Genomic DNA, 15,750 nt, shown 5'->3' on the forward strand with positions numbered 1-15,750 from the left:
AAAAATTGAAAATGAAAAGAAACAAATTTTTACTTGCTTCATTCGCATTTATTTGCGCATCAACTCTTTTTGCACAAGAAGTAGAAAAAGAAGAAACAAATCTTAACGAGGTTATTTTAATCGGAGGTCGTGCTTCTGAAAGAACAGTTGTTAATTCATCGGTTCCAGTCGACATCATTGATGTTGAAAAATTAAAATCGTCTTCGCCTCAGTTGAGTGTAAATGATATCTTAAACGTCGTTATACCATCTTTCAATTCGGTTCGACAGTCTTCTGCAGACGGAACAGAGCACGTTGATCCTGTGACTTTACGTGGAATGGGACCAGATCAAGTATTGGTGTTGGTGAATGGAAAAAGACGTCATACCACATCGTTGGTTAATTATCAAAACACGGTTGGGAATGGTTCTGTTGGAACAGATTTAGGTGCAATTCCAATTTCTGCTATCGACAAGATTGAAGTTTTACGAGATGGTGCAGCTGCGCAATATGGTTCTGATGCAATTGCTGGTGTTGTGAATATAGTGTTGAAATCTAAACCTGGAGGTGATGCGTCGTTGACTTACGGACAAACTTCGCGTAACGATGGTGAAACGTATAATTTTAATGGTAGTTTCGGCACAAAATTAGGTCAGTCTGGTTCGATTGTGTTTTCTGCGGTTGTAAGTGAACGTAAAAAAACGAATCGTTCGAAAGATCATAATTTAGATATTTTTGGAGATAATTTTGCATATGATTTCGCTGATGATCCAGATGCGGCACGAGCTGCGGATGATGCGAATATAGCCGCTTTAGGATTATCAAGAAAAGATTTTAGATTTCAAATTGGTGATGCGGCAATCAAGAATCAACAATTTTTTGTGAATGCTGAAACAGCAATTAATGATCAATTGGATTTTTATTCTTTCGGAGGTGTTTCGTTGCGACAAGGAGAAGGTTTTGGATTCAGAAGATTACCAAGCGAATTGTCTGATGATGCGTTGAAAATTTATCCAACAGGATTTCAAGCGACATTAAAATCAAATGTGAATGATTATTCAAATTCGACAGGATTACGTTATTCGTACGATGGATGGAAAATCGACTTGAGCAATTCATTTGGGTTAAATTCATTTAAATATGATTTAGAAAATTCAATCAACCAATCATTAGGACTTGATTCACCAACCGATTTTTATGCTGGTAAACATCAATTTTTACAAAATACGGTAAACTTAGATTTCTCAAAACGAATCAATCAAAACATTAGTTTAGCTTTCGGAGGAGAGTACCGTTTTGAACAATATAAAATCGAAGCTGGAGATGAAGCATCTTATTCTGGTTCTGGATCAGAATCTTTTGTAGGATTTTCACCTTTGAATGCAGTAAAAGGAGATCGACATTCGGTTGCCGCTTATGTGGATGGAGAATTGAAATTCGGAAATTTCACTGCTGATTTAGCAGGTCGTTTTGAAAATTATTCAGATTTCGGTAGTACAATTAATGGGAAATTAGCCTTAAGATATGAATATGCAAAAGGATATTCGGTTCGTGGAGCTGTTTCTACAGGATTTAGAGCGCCTTCGTTACAACAAAAATATTTCAGTAATTCGTACACAGATTTGTTCTTAAATGATAACGGAGATCAAGTTTTAGTTACAAAAGGAATTATTCGAAATGAATCTGATCTTTCGAGAGAAATTGGGTTAGACCAATTAAAAGAAGAGAAATCAATCAATGCAAGTTTAGGGTTAACTTTTCGTCCGACTTCAAAATTGTTCATTACTTTAGATGGATATTTTATCCGAGTTGATGATCGTATTGTCTTGACTTCTGATATCACAGATCCTATTTTAGAAAAGTACAATGTTGCAACAGCACGTATTTTTACGAATGCGATTGACACAGAAACAAAGGGATTGGATTTAGTGATTTCGTATGATACGCGTTTGGGTAGAGGAAAATTAAATACAAGTTTATCTGCAAATATTAACGAGACAAAAATTGTGGGATACCATTTCCCTGAAGCTTTAACAATTCCGACTGAAGAGTTTTTTGGATCAGATCAAGTGAATATTATTGAATCGTTGAGTCCAAAAACTAAAGCAACTTTAGGATTGAATTATTCGATTTCAGGTTTCAATTTTATGGTGCGTAACACTTATTTCGGTAAAGTGACAAAGGATGGATATCCATGGGGAAGTGTGCAAGAACATACAGGAAAAGTGGTGACAGATGCATCGATTGGATTTGATATCACGAAGAATTTTAACTTTACAATTGGAGCAAATAATCTTTTTGATGTTTTCCCAGACAAGCAAGTATACGAGAATTCTTATTATGGTGTTTTTCCACACGCACCAGTACAAATGGGAATGACAGGAGCGTATTATTTTGCACGTGCAAGTTTTAAATTTTAATCAATAATAATATATTTAAAGTGTCAATTTTAATGTAAATTCAACATTTCAATTGACGCTTTTTTTGTGTATGGCACATTCTAAAATTGGTTGGAAAACCGCAGCAGCATTAGTGATTTCGAATATGATTGGAACTGGTGTGTTTACGAGTTTAGGTTATCAAATTTCGGATCTTAAAAATACGACTTCCATATTATTGCTTTGGTCAATTGGAGGGATTTTAGCTTTGATGGGCGCATTTATTTATTCGGAATTAGCTTCAAAATTCAAACAATCTGGAGGAGATTATATTTATTTATCTCGGACATTTCATCCACTTTTTGGTTATTTATCAAGTTGGATTTCTTTGTTCGTTGGTTTCTCGGCTCCAATTTCTTTAGCTGCTTTGGCAATGGGAAAATACCTTAATATTTTTGGATTTGACCTCGGAAAAGAATTTGCCATTGCAATGATTTTAATTGTAGCAATATTTCAATCATTTAGCTTAAATCTAAGTAGTAAGTTTCAAAATATATTTACAATTCTGAAAGTTGTATTCATCATCTTTTTAATTGTTATTGGTTTTTATTATACTCCTGCAGTACAACCAAATGCAATACTTTTTGACTCGAGTTGGAAAGGAGAGTTGTTACTTCCTGCGTTTGCCACATCTTTGGTGTATGTTACTTTTGCTTATACAGGTTGGAATTCGGCTTCTTACATTGTGGAAGAAATTAATCAACCAAAGAAAAATTTACCAAAAGCATTGTTTATAGGCGTTGTTTTTGTGACGATTTCTTACGTTTTATTAAATTATGTTTTTTTAAAACATGCTTCAGCAGCAGCATTGTCGGGGCAAGAAAATGTAGCAAATATCTCGTTTGCAAATCTACTTGGAAATAATGTAAAATGGGTAAGTTGTTTTATCGCGTTACAATTGATCGCAACTATTAGTGGTTATTTTTGGATTGGATCTCGATTGACACAAGCAACAGCACGCGAAAATAAATTGTGGAGTTTTATGGCAAAAGAGAACAAAAATAGAATCCCCGTGCGTGCGATATGGGTGCATACTGCAATTAGTATTTTACTGATTTTTTCAGGAGATTTTGAAGTAATATTCACTTACACATCTTTCGTTTTGCAAATCTTAGCAACGTTGGCTGTTTGTACAGCTTTTTTCATTAAACAGGATGAATTAACGATTATAAAAAGTAAATTCTTTTACGTTTTACCCGCTCTTTTTTTAGCATTTAGTTTGTACATCTGTTATTTTGTATTGATGCAAAAACCAAAAGAAAGCTTATTCGGTTTAGGAATTATTGCACTCGGAATAATCTTATTCTATTTTGATAAACGAATCGAAAATAAAGATATTAAATAACAAAAAGCGAGATTAATTCTCGCTTTTTAGTTTCAGTAATTTTATCCATTGTTTTAAATTATATCGTCTAAAAAGTCCAAAATTACGTTGATTATACGAACTGATCCAAATCGAATTTTCTTCACAATAAATCACAACTGTTTCGATATAATCTCTTTTTCGGTAATTGTATTTGTAAAAAATATTTCGTTCCGAATATTCAAAAAGAAACAAACCTTCTTCGTTCAATGATTGCGTAAAATTAGTTTGACGTTGTGCAAGATTTTTGATGAGGTGAATATTCTCATTGAAAGATTTTGAAGTCTTAATTTCGATAAAAAATCGATCTTTAATCGTGAGAATCATTTGTATTATAAAAAATCCCATGATAAAAATAAAGACCCAATTGATATGAATTGAGGTATAAATAAAGAAAAAAGTAAGAATCAACATTAAAGCAAAATCCAAATAATTCCAAATCTCGAAAGGCAGAAAATATTTATCACCAACCTTTTTGAGTTTTGTTTTATGCTGAAATGTCGATAGGTTATTTGAGCTCATGGTTTTATATTTTCTTAAAAATAAGAATTTTTATTTTGATCATCTTTCTCAAATAGATAATTAATGTTGATATTTATTAATTTGAGAATTTTTATTGATAAGATATAAACATTCGAATCATTTTTGTAATTTTGCACATCAAAAATTAAGTAATAAATACAATTCAATAAAATGGCAAACATTACATTCACAATGATTAAGCCTGATGCAGTAGCAAAAGGACACATCGGAGATATTTTAAAAGACATCACTGACGCTGGTTTCAAAATCAAAGCGGCTAAAATGACTCAATTAGCAAAACAAGATGCTGAAGCATTTTACGCTATCCACGCAGAGCGCCCTTTCTTTAAGGATTTAGTTGAGTTCATGACTTCTGGACCAATCGTTGCTGCAGTTTTAGAAAAAGATAACGCTGTTGCTGATTTCCGTACGTTAATCGGTGCTACTAATCCAGCTGAGGCTGCAGAAGGTACTATCCGTGCTAAATACGCTGAATCTATCGATGCTAACGCTGTTCATGGTTCTGATTCTGACGAAAATGCTGCTATCGAAGCTGCTTTCCACTTCGCAGCGAAAGAAATTTTCTAATCGAATAAGATTATAAAACATCATATAAATCCTTCTGAAAATATTCGGAAGGATTTTTTTTGGTTAAAATTTACTTACCTTTAACTTAAATTCTAAAAGATGAAAAAAATATTTTTAGCCACATTTACAATCGCAGCTTTCGTTGTGTCAAGTTGTAAAAACGAAACAGAGTCGGTGAATAAAGAAGTAGAAAATGCAAATGATTCCTTGAAAATGGATACTTTATCAATGGAAAAATCGATTCAATTTGATGGAATTTATAAAGGGACTTTACCTTGTTTTGAAAAAGATTGCAAAGAGGTTGAAATGGAGATTAAATTATTGCCAAATAATGGTTATGTGTATGCGACTAAACGTTTAGGAATAGATAATTATGCAGTGATGACAACTGGGGTTTTTCAATTGAAAGAAGATGGAAAAACAATTGTTTTACCAGAAATCGCAAATGTTCCGAATGCTTTTTTGGTTGAAGAAGGAAAGATAAGACAATTGGATAAAAATCAAAAGAAGATTGAAACGGCAGATTCTATTCAGTTTGTTTTGATAAAAGAATAAATTAAAAAAGGTTTCGATTGAAACCTTTTTATTGTAATAATTCTGTTTAATAAAAATATGTTATTTCAACTCTAATTGACAAACAAAGTTTATTTTCTCTTGATTGACAATTTTAAACTGAATCAACTTCTCTGTTTCTAATTTCTGAATTTCGATTTCGTCATCTAAACTTAATTCTTTCAAGAAATTCATATCAATCGCTTTAATGCGATGTTCTAACATTATATTCGCATCGATTGTATTGAGACACCATTCCAAATATTTGGTATTATTGGCGTGTTTTACAATATCTAAATCCGAGAATTGAACTTTATAATCTATAATTTCTGTTGCTTCAAAATCAGTTGTCAAAACATTGTTTTCCAATTTTGTAGGTTTCAAATCAGGAAATCGTTCAATATGAGATGAATCAATTTGAAGAAGATCAGGGCGGCGTTTTACAGTATTAAAAACTGCCCATAAACTTGATGCTCCAATCAACTTTTTACCATTTTTCTCGATTGTAAAATCACGAATAGATTTAGCTCCTTTCAACACTTCAATCCATGTTTTTACTTCAACAAAATCTGTCCAAGAAGGCAATTCATCAATTTCAATTCGAAGTCGATTCATTACCCAAGATTGATTGTACTGTTGCAAATCGAAAAAGCCTAAACCACCTTTAATGGCATGTTCAGAAGCTGTTAACTGAAAAAGATTTGCCATTTCTGTCAATTTCATTTTTCCAGTCGGATCACATTGAGAGAAATAAATTTCCCAATTCTTTATAAAAATAGATTGAAAATCTTCTGCAATTGGCATTGAAAAAGTTTTAGATATAAAAGAGATTATTTACCTAATTTCTTTTTCATATCGGCCATCATAACAGCTGCAACACCTGCTTCTATACCTTTATTTCCATGTTTTCCTCCAGAACGATCAATTGATTGTTGTTCATTTTCGTCGGTTAATACACAAAAAATAATTGGCATATCGTGTTTAATATTTAAGTCTTTCACACCTTGTGTTACACCTTGACAAACATAATCAAAATGCGCTGTTGCACCACGAATAACACATCCTACAACAATGATTCCGTCTAAATCTGGATGCGTTTGTGCGACTTTATCTGCACCATAAATCAACTCGAAACTACCTGGAACTTGGTACAACGTAACATCATTAGGGTTAGCACCTAAATCGATCAACGTATCTTTTGCACCATCACGCAGATTAAATGTAATATGATTATTCCATTCCGATGTAATGATTGCAAATTTAGATCCCGCTACATTTGGTAATTCTGCTTTATTATATTGAGATAAATTTTTATTTTCTGTTGCCATTTTGTTTCTAATTTGAAGGGTAAAAATACAAAAATGATTTAGGATAAACTTTGATTTGTATCAATAAAAAAAGCCGAACAAATTGTTCGGCTTGTACTTATTTTGAAAGTGAATTATTTCGCAGATTCAGAGGCGTATTTTAAACGCTCAATAAACTTCGCTGTTTCACCATTGTTTGCATTTGGATATTTACCCTCCAAAGCTTGGAAATATTTTAATGCATCAGCATTTTTACCTAACTCCATTGCAATTTCACCTGCTTTTGTGTAATATGTCGATTGTAAAGTTTCAACTTCTGTTGCTTCAGCAGCTTTTACATAGTAAGGTAAACCTTCCTCTAATTTGTTAGAAGCGACTAATGCATTACCTAACATACCATATTTTTGCGCTAACATTACGTTGTCATCTGTATCAAATTCTTCTAATAATTTAACAGCAGATGCATAATCTCCTAATTTATAATATGAACTTGCCGCTTTAAAACGAGCCAAATTACCCGCATCTGTATTTCCGTATTCATCAACTATTTGTTGTAAACCTTGAAAACTTCCAGCGCTACCATTTAATGCTACATTAATAGAATCTTGATCAAAAAGACGTTCTGCTTGAACCATTTCTTTGAAAGCATCTTCTGATTTAGGTTCTACGACTAATTTTAAGTAAGCAAAATAACCTAAAACAGCTACAATAATTACTCCTAAACCAATACCAATTGCTTTAGCATATTTTTCAACAAAGAACTCTACGTTGAAAGCTGTTCTGTCTAATTTTTCTACGAATTGCTCTGTCGCGAATTCTTCTTTTTTATTATTTTTTGCCATTTTAATAATTTACGAGGTTGCAAAAATACAATTTGGGACAAATATATCCAATAAATTTATTTACAAACAACCTTTTAGAATAAATATGCCACTGTTAAGTTTAACATTTGTGGACGATTTTCAGTATTGAATTCTCTATTGTTACCATTTACGATTTCTGAACCAACTTTTCCTAAACCAAATTCGTAACGTAAATTGAATAATAATTTAGAAACTTCTACGCCAGCACCAATTTGCATTCCGACATTAAATTCGTCTTGTTTTGCAGTTGTAAATTCTTTTACAGATAATTTATCATCAAAGTAATAAGAAAATACTGGACCTGCTTGCACATGAGCGATTCCTAAAAATCTTTTTCCAACGTTTACAGGAATATCCAATCGTTGTTTAGTTACATCAAAATTTCTGTTATTTCCGTTATTGTCTTCTGCGTTGTATTCATTTTTGAATTGCGTGTACAATAATTCTGGTTGAATGTAAATTCCTGCTAAAGATACACGAGCTAAAGCACCAGCTTGAAATCCAGTGGCAGCTTTACCATCTTTTTTAAAAATATTACTTGTTGCATCATTCCAAACTTCTCCTTTATCTGTATTGAAAACTACACCACCTTTAAGTCCAAAATTGATGTTCTGTGCTGTTGCAAAATTGGCTGCTAAACCGACAATTGCTGTTAAAATTAATTTTTTCATAGAATTTTTATTTTAATTGATTTTATTGTTCTTTTAATAGAGCTTCTCTCAGTTTCTTAAAGAGATTTGACGAATATACAAAATCAATCACATTTGGATTATCTGCGACTAAAATTTCGTCTTTTGTTCCTTCCCATTCTAAGAAACCATTTTTTAAGAAAACAATATGATCGCCGATTTCCATTACCGAGTTCATATCATGTGTATTGACAACTGTTGTTGTGTTGTATTCCTTCGTAATATCATAAATTAATTGATCGATAACCAAAGCTGTTTTGGGATCTAAACCCGAATTAGGTTCATCGGCAAATAAATACTTTGGATTATTTACAATAGCGCGTGCAATAGCAACGCGTTTTTGCATACCTCCAGAAATTTCTGAAGGATACTTTTTCAATGCTGTTCGTGCTATCTCAACACGATCTAATACTTCTCTTGCACGTTTTTCTGCATCTGCATTCGACATATCCGAAAACATCTGTAAAGGAAACTTTACATTTTCGACGATATTCATCGTGTCATATAAAGCTGAACCTTGGAAAACGACACCAATTTCTGAGCGTAAACGTTGTTTTTCTTTGTAATCGAACTCGATCATATTTTCGCCTTCATACAAAATTTGACCAGAAGTTGGTGAAAATAAACCAATTAAATTTTTAAGAAAAACGGTCTTTCCAGAACCACTTTGACCAATGATTAAACTTACTTTTCCTTTTTCGAATGTAACCGAAAAACCTTTTAAAACTTCGATCGCATCAAAAGATTTTCTGATTTCTTTTATCTCAATCATTAGCTCAAAATTGTTTGTGTTAATACTAAGTTGATCACAATAATTGTGATAGATGTCCAAACAACTGCTGTTGTTGCAGAACGTCCAACTTCTAAAGATCCTCCTTTTACATTATACCCATAATATGCAGGAATTGTTGCGATAACAAACGCGAATACCATCGTTTTGACAAATGTATATACAAACAATTTTGTTGCCATATTCATTTGTAAACCAGTGATAAAGTCGGCTGCAGACCATAGTTTAGTAAAAACACCAATGTAATAACCTCCTAATAACCCGAATCCAATTGAAATCATGACCAATAAAGGATTAAAAAATACACAAGCAATAATTTTAGGTAGAATCAAGAAGTTTGCCGAATTGATTCCCATTACATCTAATGCATCAATTTGTTCGGTAACACGCATTGTTCCAATACTCGAAGCGATATACGAACCAACTTTACCAACTAAAATTAACGACATAATTGTTGGAGCAAATTCTAAGACCAACACTACTTTGGTTGCATAACCAATGTAAGCGTCTGGTACAGGAATAGCAGCTCCTTGAAAGTTTTGAGCCATTTGTATTGCTACAACAGCTCCCATAAATGTAGAGATGAAGGTTACAATTCCGACAGAATTTACACCTAAATCATATATTTCTCTAACGGTCAATTTCCAGAAAACACTCAATTTTTGAGGTTTGCTAAATACTTTACCCATAAGCATAAAGTATGACCCTAAATTTTCGATTAGTTTCATTACGACAAAATTAATATTTTTATTGGAAAGGCATTTTATTTATCTTGCACAATGTGAATTTAGAACATTTAACTTCTTATCTCCCTCATAATGCAGACTTGTACGTGAAAAAATGGTTAGAAAATCACTTCATCACACTTAAAATTACAAGACGAAGAGAAACAAAGTTGGGAGATTATCGCAGATTGCTCGAAAATAACCGTCATCAAATTACGGTAAATGGTGATCTCAATCCTTATGCTTTCTTTTTTGTGTTTACACATGAAGTCGCACATCTCAAAACATTTGTTCAGTTTGATTCTCGAAAAATAAATCCGCATGGAAAAGAATGGAAAACCATTTTTGGACATTTATTATTAGAATCACTTCATGTTTATCCCGAAGAATTGCGACCTTACATTATACATCATGCGAAGCATCCAAAAGCAAGTTTAGGTGCAGATATTAATGTATCAAAATATATTATAGATGATAAAAATCCTACTCAAGTCTATTTAGAAGATTTAGAGGATGGCACAATTTTTTCAATAGGAAAAAGGATCTTTAAAAAAGAATCCAAAAGAAAATTAAGGTATCTTTGTTTAGAGCTGAAAACCAATAGAAGGTATTTGATTAATGCAACTGCTACCGTAAACAAATTTAAAAACAATCATGAATAACAAAGATAATTATGCTGTTATCCTTGCCAGTGGTACAGGAGTTAGATTATGGCCGTTGAGCACAATAAAAAAACCAAAACAATTTCATGATTTATTAGGAATTGGAAAAACATTTATTCAACTCACCTATGATCGTTTGAAAAAAGTTGTTCCTCAAGAAAATATTTTCATTGTTACCATTCAAGATTACAAAGAAATTGTAGAAGAACAATTACCTGAATTTAATGAAGCTAACTTTATTATTGAACCAAGAGTAATGAATACTGCTGCGTGTAATTTATTAGCAGCAATGACGATTCAACAAATTAATCCCAATGGTAAATTGATTATTTCCCCTTCGGATCATTTTATATTTAATGAAGAAGAATTTTCTAAAAAAGTGAAAATTGCTTTCGAGGATGCTGATAATAATCGATTAATCACTTTAGGGGTAGCACCTACACGACCAGATGTTAATTATAGTTATATTCAATTTATAGAAAATCCCACGCCTATAAAAAAAGTGAAATCTTATATTGATAAACCTGATTTAGAATTTGCTGAATCATTTATTACAAGTGGCGAATTTATTTGGAACACAGGTATTCTTATTTGGTCAGTAGAAAGTATTGTGTATGCTTTTCAACAACATTTACCTTCTATGTACGAAACATTGAACAAGTATTTTGAACTTGATCAATCGTTACAAAATACAGAAACGCTAAAACCTATTTACACAACATTGGATGTCACATCAATCAACAAAGGTATTTTAGAGCAAGCAGATAATGTTTATGTTATTCCTACTACATTTGGTTGGAGTGATATTGGGACTTGGTCTGCAATTAATGAAAAATATAAATACACAGGAGAAGATCAAGACGATAATCAAAATACATTATTGTGCAAACACTTTTCTGGATATAATGCCAAGAATAATTTTATTTATTCAACAGAAGACAAGGCAATTATTGTCGACGGATTAGATAGCTATGTCGTGATTAATTCGGATAAAGGTTTATTAATTTGTCCACGCAGTAATGTGCAAAATATCAAATCCTATGTTAGTGATTTGAAACTTCAAAAAAATGGCGAAAAATATTGTTAAATAAAAAGCTTCTCATTTTTGAGAAGCTTTTTATTCTTTTATTTTAACGTAATCACATTTTGACCAACTTTATATCCATTTTGGTAAATGTCTATTTTATATTCTCCTTTCGGGAAATCGTAATCAACCCAATCAAACGTTACTCTAGAACCTGACATATTGTTGTAATTTACTTTTACACGATCAGAGTAATCAATAGATGCACCAGAACGTAAAGTCGTTTCACCAGAATCAGCTCCTTTAAATTTTCCAACTTCACCATTTGGTTTATAGATGGTAACAAAAAGCTCTTTCGTTTCCGATGTTGCGTTCAAGTTTTTGTCCAAATCAAAAGAAACTCTTACTTTATCAATTCTACTTGCTCTTGTTGTTTCAACTTCTTTTCCACTCGATTTTACGCGCACACCTTTGATAGTATAATTAGAAACCGATAAGGTTGAATTTGTTTCTTTGATTAAATTTTGATGATTTTCTTTCTCTTCATCCAAGTTCGACTCAACTACTTTTTTCTGTTCGTTTAAGTTCGAATTCTCAGAAGCTAATTCTGTATTTTTATTTGTTAAGACTTTATTTTCATCTTTCAATCGGGCGATCTCTTCTTTATAAACTTTGATATCAGTTTGCAAAGATAAAATTAGACGTTTCGCTCGAGATAATTCATTATTTGTAATTTCTTCTTTATTAAGAATTGCTTGAATTTCTTTTTGCTTTTCTAAGATCAATCGATCCTGATAGTTTAATGATGAATCTTTTTTGACAACGCGAGTTTTTGCTTCGTCAAAATCTGCTCTAACAATACGTAATTCTTGTTTTAAAATTTCTCTTGAACGTTCTAAATCATTGATGTCTGTTTGCATCTCTATAGAAGACTTTGCATTAGCTTCTTTGGAATATACAATATATCCAATTGCTAACAACAAGGCGACAAGTAAAGCTGCTATAATTATATTTTTAATGAATTCTTTCTTATGCTTAGTATTAGTAGAAGGTTCGAGATCTTTATATTCAGTCATTTTTATTAAATTCAGAGGGAAATTATGAATACAAAAACTAAACCATTTTCATTTATTTTAGAGAATGGTCGAAAATTTAACATTTAATCACTAAAATTATACACCAAAAATACTTGACGCAATTAGTTAGATTCTTTTTTTATATCACTTGAAATTTGATCCAATTTATTTTCAGCTTCCGTTTTCAATTCTTCTGCTTTTTCTTCTAATTCTGTTTTTTCTTCTTTAAAAGTGCTTTTCAAATCCGAAACTTTTTCTTTCACAAAATCACTTGTTTGCTTCATTTGCTTTTCGGCAATATCTTTCACTTCTTCGTAATCTTGTTTTGATCTTTCTTTGAAATCTTTCGCCGCTTCTTTCGATTGCTCTTTCAAATCACCTGAAGCATCTTTCAAATTATGAATTGTTTTACGTGCAAAATCTGATGCATCATCCGCAATCAATGTTCCTGTTTTTTTTACCGTTGCCGAAACATCGTCAAATTTATCGCCCGCTACATCTATTGCAGTTTCAGTTTTTCCTAAAATTCTTTTCAAAAAATTTCTAAGTCCCATAATAATTTATTTTCTTGATTATTTTCACTTTAAATTTACAGCTTCATTCAATAACTTTGAATGAATTCAAATTAATTTTTATTAAAAAATATGATTTTTAACTATTTTAAACGATTCTATCTTGGAGTTTTCGTACTGAGTTTACTAACTATTTTTAGTTGTAATCCAGAAAAAAAACAGCCCGAATCGAATCATACTACATCATCCGAAGTTATATCCTTCAAATATTCGACCAAAAATAAAAATTATGTAAGTGCTCATCGTGGTGGTAGTGGAATTCATGGTTTTCCAGAGAATTGTATTGAGACCTTAGAGCATCTTTATCAAAACGGTATTCAAATTTTTGAGATAGACGTGGCTGAAACAAAAGATGAACAACTTATTTTAATGCACGATAATTCTCTACAACGGACAAGTACAGGGCGACAAGATGTCAATCAAGTTGATCTAAAAACGATAAAGGAATACTTTTTGGTAGATGATTTCGGGCAACAAACGTCTTATAAAATTCCAACTTTTGCAGAAGCATTAAATTGGGGAAAAAATAAACCAATTTATTTTATGGTAGACATCAAAAAAGGTGTTGATTATCGGGCTATAGTTTCGACAATAAAACAAGCGAACCTACAAAAACAAGTGGTTTTGGTAACTTATACAATCGGACAAGCCAAAAAGTTACATCAACTTGCACCAGAAATGTTATTGTCTGTTTCGATGCGAAACGAAAGAGAATTGAATGAAATGCTAAATAGCGGAATTCCAACTGATAAAATGGTTGCATTTACTGGAACCCGTCGCAATGATCAATCATTTTTAGATAAAATTCATGACAAAGATATAGTCGTCATTTTTGGTACGTTAGGTAACTTAGACAAAAGTTCTGCTGCAAGAAATGGTCAACTTTATCGCGATTTAGAAAAAGATGGTGTCGATATTTTTGCAACAGATAGAGCAATAGATGTTCATCAAACGATTAATAAAAATTAAATGGAAACAATATCACTTAAAGATTCAAATTATTTTTCAAAATTGATGCTCAATTACATCAATCAAGATGAAAGTTTGAACGACTTCTACAACCTATTTCCAACCAAAGAAAATTATAGTAAACAAGCTAAGAATAAACTTGAAAATTATAAAAACAGAGCAATTCTTGTTGAACAAATCTCGAAGCAATTAAATCATTTAGAACTTTCGGAAAAGCAACAAAAAAATCTCAAAAAATTAGCTAAAAAAAATACGGTAACCATTACAACTGGTCATCAATTAAATTTGTTCACAGGGCCAATTTTCTTTTTTTATAAAATATTACAAGTCATTAAAGCGTGTGAAGAATTAAATGCAGAACAAAAAGAAGTCAATTTTGTTCCCATGTTTTGGATGGCCACTGAAGATCACGACTTCGAAGAAATCAATCATTTCAAATATGGTGATCGAATTATTCATTGGGAAAAAGATTTTGGAGGTCCCGTTGGTCGATTATCAACAGAAGGTTTACAAGAAGTTTTCAACTCTTTTTTGAAACTTTTGCCAAATGGGAAAAAGAAAACAGATTTACACAATTTGATTGAAGCATCTTATTTGTCAAATGATAATTTAACCGAAGCAACTCGAAAATTAGTTCATTTATTATTCAAAGATCTTGGATTGTTGATGATTGACGGTGATGACAAAGAATTGAAAAAAATAATGATTCCTTCTTTTGAGCAAGAGTTAATTCAATCTACATCCTTTAAAAAAGTAATTCCTCAGAATGAAAAATTAGAACAATTAGGTTATTCGATTCAAGTAAATCCACGCGAAATAAATTTATTTTATATTAATCAAAATAACTCTCGCGAAAGAATTGTTGAACAAAATGGAACGTATTTTGTCAATAATACTTCAATCAAATTTTCAAAAGAAGAAATGATTAGCGATTTACATCAAAATCCAGAAAAATTTAGCCCAAATGTGATTTTGAGACCATTGTACCAAGAAACAATTTTACCGAATGTTGCGTATATTGGTGGAGGTGGTGAAATGGCTTATTGGTTGCAATTAAAGGAAATGTTTAACGAATTTGAAGTTGATTTTCCTCTTTTGGTGTTGAGAAATTCATTATTAATTAGAACTGAAAAGCAGTATGAAAAGCAACAAAAATTAAATTTATCGAACGAAGATTTATTTTCAAACAGTTTAGCTATTGCGAAAAAACAAGCGATTAATTCATCAGAAATAGCACCTAAACTTCCTGAATTGGAAGAGGAATTAAAAAATATTTTTGAGCGTTTAGAACAGTTGAGTTCGTTAACCGAGTCTTCTTTTTCAGATATGATACAAGCGCAGCGCACAAAACAATTGAAAGGTTTTGAGAAAATAAAAAAACGTTTGGTACATGCAGAAGTTAAAAAGAACGAAGATTTATTGAAAAGAATAGAACAATTATTAAATGATCTTTCTCAACAAAATGGTTTGCAAGAACGAGTGAAAAATTTTGCTGATTTTGACTATGTTAACATCAAGTATTTCATTGATTTTATTGAAGATAGTCTTCAACCTTTCGAGTTTGAGTTTATTATAAATACATTAAACGAAGAACGCTAACCAAAACATAATTTGTATATTTGAAACGAAAA

General features: G+C 31.6%; 17 protein-coding genes. 8 read left to right on the top strand and 9 right to left on the bottom strand.

Annotated elements, in window-relative coordinates; translation table 11 throughout:
• The first annotated feature begins 11 nt into the window (after nt 1-11).
• Nucleotides 12-2,399, top strand: a complete 2,388-nt coding sequence (locus tag HX088_RS04565; protein ID WP_286483562.1) for a TonB-dependent receptor plug domain-containing protein — start codon at nt 12-14, stop codon at nt 2,397-2,399.
• 70 nt (nt 2,400-2,469) lie between these two features.
• Nucleotides 2,470-3,762, top strand: coding sequence for an APC family permease (locus tag HX088_RS04570; RefSeq protein WP_286483563.1), 1,293 nt, complete (start codon nt 2,470-2,472; stop codon nt 3,760-3,762).
• A 12-nt stretch (nt 3,763-3,774) separates the two neighbouring features.
• Here the strand turns inward: HX088_RS04570 and HX088_RS04575 are convergent, their stop codons facing one another.
• Nucleotides 3,775-4,302 carry a hypothetical protein gene (locus HX088_RS04575; protein WP_286483564.1) on the bottom strand — a complete coding sequence of 176 codons (528 nt, stop codon included), beginning with the start codon at nt 4,300-4,302 and terminating at the stop codon, nt 3,775-3,777.
• Nucleotides 4,303-4,473: 171 nt separating this feature from the next.
• On the opposite strand from HX088_RS04575, the gene HX088_RS04580 reads away from it, so the two are divergent.
• Nucleotides 4,474-4,890: a nucleoside-diphosphate kinase gene (locus HX088_RS04580; RefSeq protein WP_038330990.1), complete on the top strand. Its 417-nt coding sequence runs from the start codon at nt 4,474-4,476 to the stop codon at nt 4,888-4,890.
• Nucleotides 4,891-4,989: 99 nt separating this feature from the next.
• Nucleotides 4,990-5,445, top strand: coding sequence for a copper resistance protein NlpE N-terminal domain-containing protein (locus tag HX088_RS04585; protein WP_286483565.1), 456 nt, complete (start codon nt 4,990-4,992; stop codon nt 5,443-5,445).
• 60 nt (nt 5,446-5,505) lie between these two features.
• Here HX088_RS04585 and HX088_RS04590 read toward each other — a convergent pair whose 3' ends face one another.
• The 6 genes from HX088_RS04590 to HX088_RS04615 form a co-directional block, all read right to left on the bottom strand.
• A complete protein-coding gene (locus HX088_RS04590) occupies nt 5,506-6,246 on the bottom strand; it encodes an acyl-[acyl-carrier-protein] thioesterase (RefSeq protein WP_286483566.1) in 741 nt (246 codons plus the stop codon).
• A 26-nt stretch (nt 6,247-6,272) separates the two neighbouring features.
• On the bottom strand, nt 6,273-6,770 hold the full coding sequence (gene ribH / locus HX088_RS04595; RefSeq protein WP_260541307.1) for a 6,7-dimethyl-8-ribityllumazine synthase: 498 nt from the start codon (nt 6,768-6,770) through the stop codon (nt 6,273-6,275).
• 113 nt (nt 6,771-6,883) lie between these two features.
• Nucleotides 6,884-7,591, bottom strand: a complete 708-nt coding sequence (locus HX088_RS04600; protein ID WP_260541306.1) for a tetratricopeptide repeat protein — start codon at nt 7,589-7,591, stop codon at nt 6,884-6,886.
• A 74-nt stretch (nt 7,592-7,665) separates the two neighbouring features.
• Entirely contained in the window at nt 7,666-8,283 is a 618-nt protein-coding gene (locus HX088_RS04605; RefSeq protein WP_286483567.1) for a porin family protein, read from the bottom strand.
• 22 nt (nt 8,284-8,305) lie between these two features.
• Nucleotides 8,306-9,073: an ABC transporter ATP-binding protein gene (locus HX088_RS04610; protein WP_260541302.1), complete on the bottom strand. Its 768-nt coding sequence runs from the start codon at nt 9,071-9,073 to the stop codon at nt 8,306-8,308.
• The gene (locus HX088_RS04615) at nt 9,073-9,819 is read right to left on the bottom strand and encodes an MlaE family ABC transporter permease (RefSeq protein ID WP_225541752.1); all 747 of its coding nucleotides are present in this window, start codon (nt 9,817-9,819) and stop codon (nt 9,073-9,075) included. Before HX088_RS04615 ends, HX088_RS04610 begins: the two co-directional genes overlap by 1 nt.
• Before the next feature lie 53 nt (nt 9,820-9,872).
• On the opposite strand from HX088_RS04615, the gene HX088_RS04620 reads away from it, so the two are divergent.
• Entirely contained in the window at nt 9,873-10,478 is a 606-nt protein-coding gene (locus HX088_RS04620) for a SprT family zinc-dependent metalloprotease (protein ID WP_171622563.1), read from the top strand.
• Nucleotides 10,471-11,565, top strand: coding sequence for a mannose-1-phosphate guanylyltransferase (locus HX088_RS04625; RefSeq protein WP_286483568.1), 1,095 nt, complete (start codon nt 10,471-10,473; stop codon nt 11,563-11,565). Before HX088_RS04620 ends, HX088_RS04625 begins: the two co-directional genes overlap by 8 nt.
• Before the next feature lie 38 nt (nt 11,566-11,603).
• On the opposite strand, the gene HX088_RS04630 is transcribed toward HX088_RS04625, so the two are convergent.
• Nucleotides 11,604-12,578 (bottom strand): DUF8428 domain-containing protein, encoded by a 975-nt coding sequence (locus tag HX088_RS04630; RefSeq protein WP_225541754.1) that lies wholly within the window; start codon nt 12,576-12,578, stop codon nt 11,604-11,606.
• A gap of 122 nt (nt 12,579-12,700) precedes the next feature.
• Complete coding sequence (locus HX088_RS04635) at nt 12,701-13,132, bottom strand: hypothetical protein (RefSeq protein WP_188319560.1); 432 nt, start codon at nt 13,130-13,132, stop codon at nt 12,701-12,703.
• 90 nt (nt 13,133-13,222) lie between these two features.
• On the opposite strand from HX088_RS04635, the gene HX088_RS04640 reads away from it, so the two are divergent.
• Both HX088_RS04640 and bshC read left to right on the top strand, forming a co-directional pair.
• Nucleotides 13,223-14,119: a glycerophosphodiester phosphodiesterase family protein gene (locus HX088_RS04640; RefSeq protein WP_188319561.1), complete on the top strand. Its 897-nt coding sequence runs from the start codon at nt 13,223-13,225 to the stop codon at nt 14,117-14,119.
• Nucleotides 14,120-15,718, top strand: a complete 1,599-nt coding sequence (gene bshC, locus HX088_RS04645) for a bacillithiol biosynthesis cysteine-adding enzyme BshC (RefSeq protein WP_260541292.1) — start codon at nt 14,120-14,122, stop codon at nt 15,716-15,718.
• The last annotated feature ends 32 nt before the right edge of the window (nt 15,719-15,750 follow it).

Origin of the sequence: Empedobacter sp. 225-1 (assembly GCF_030328185.1) — a bacterium.
Taxonomy (GTDB): Bacteria; Bacteroidota; Bacteroidia; order Flavobacteriales; family Weeksellaceae; genus Empedobacter; species Empedobacter stercoris.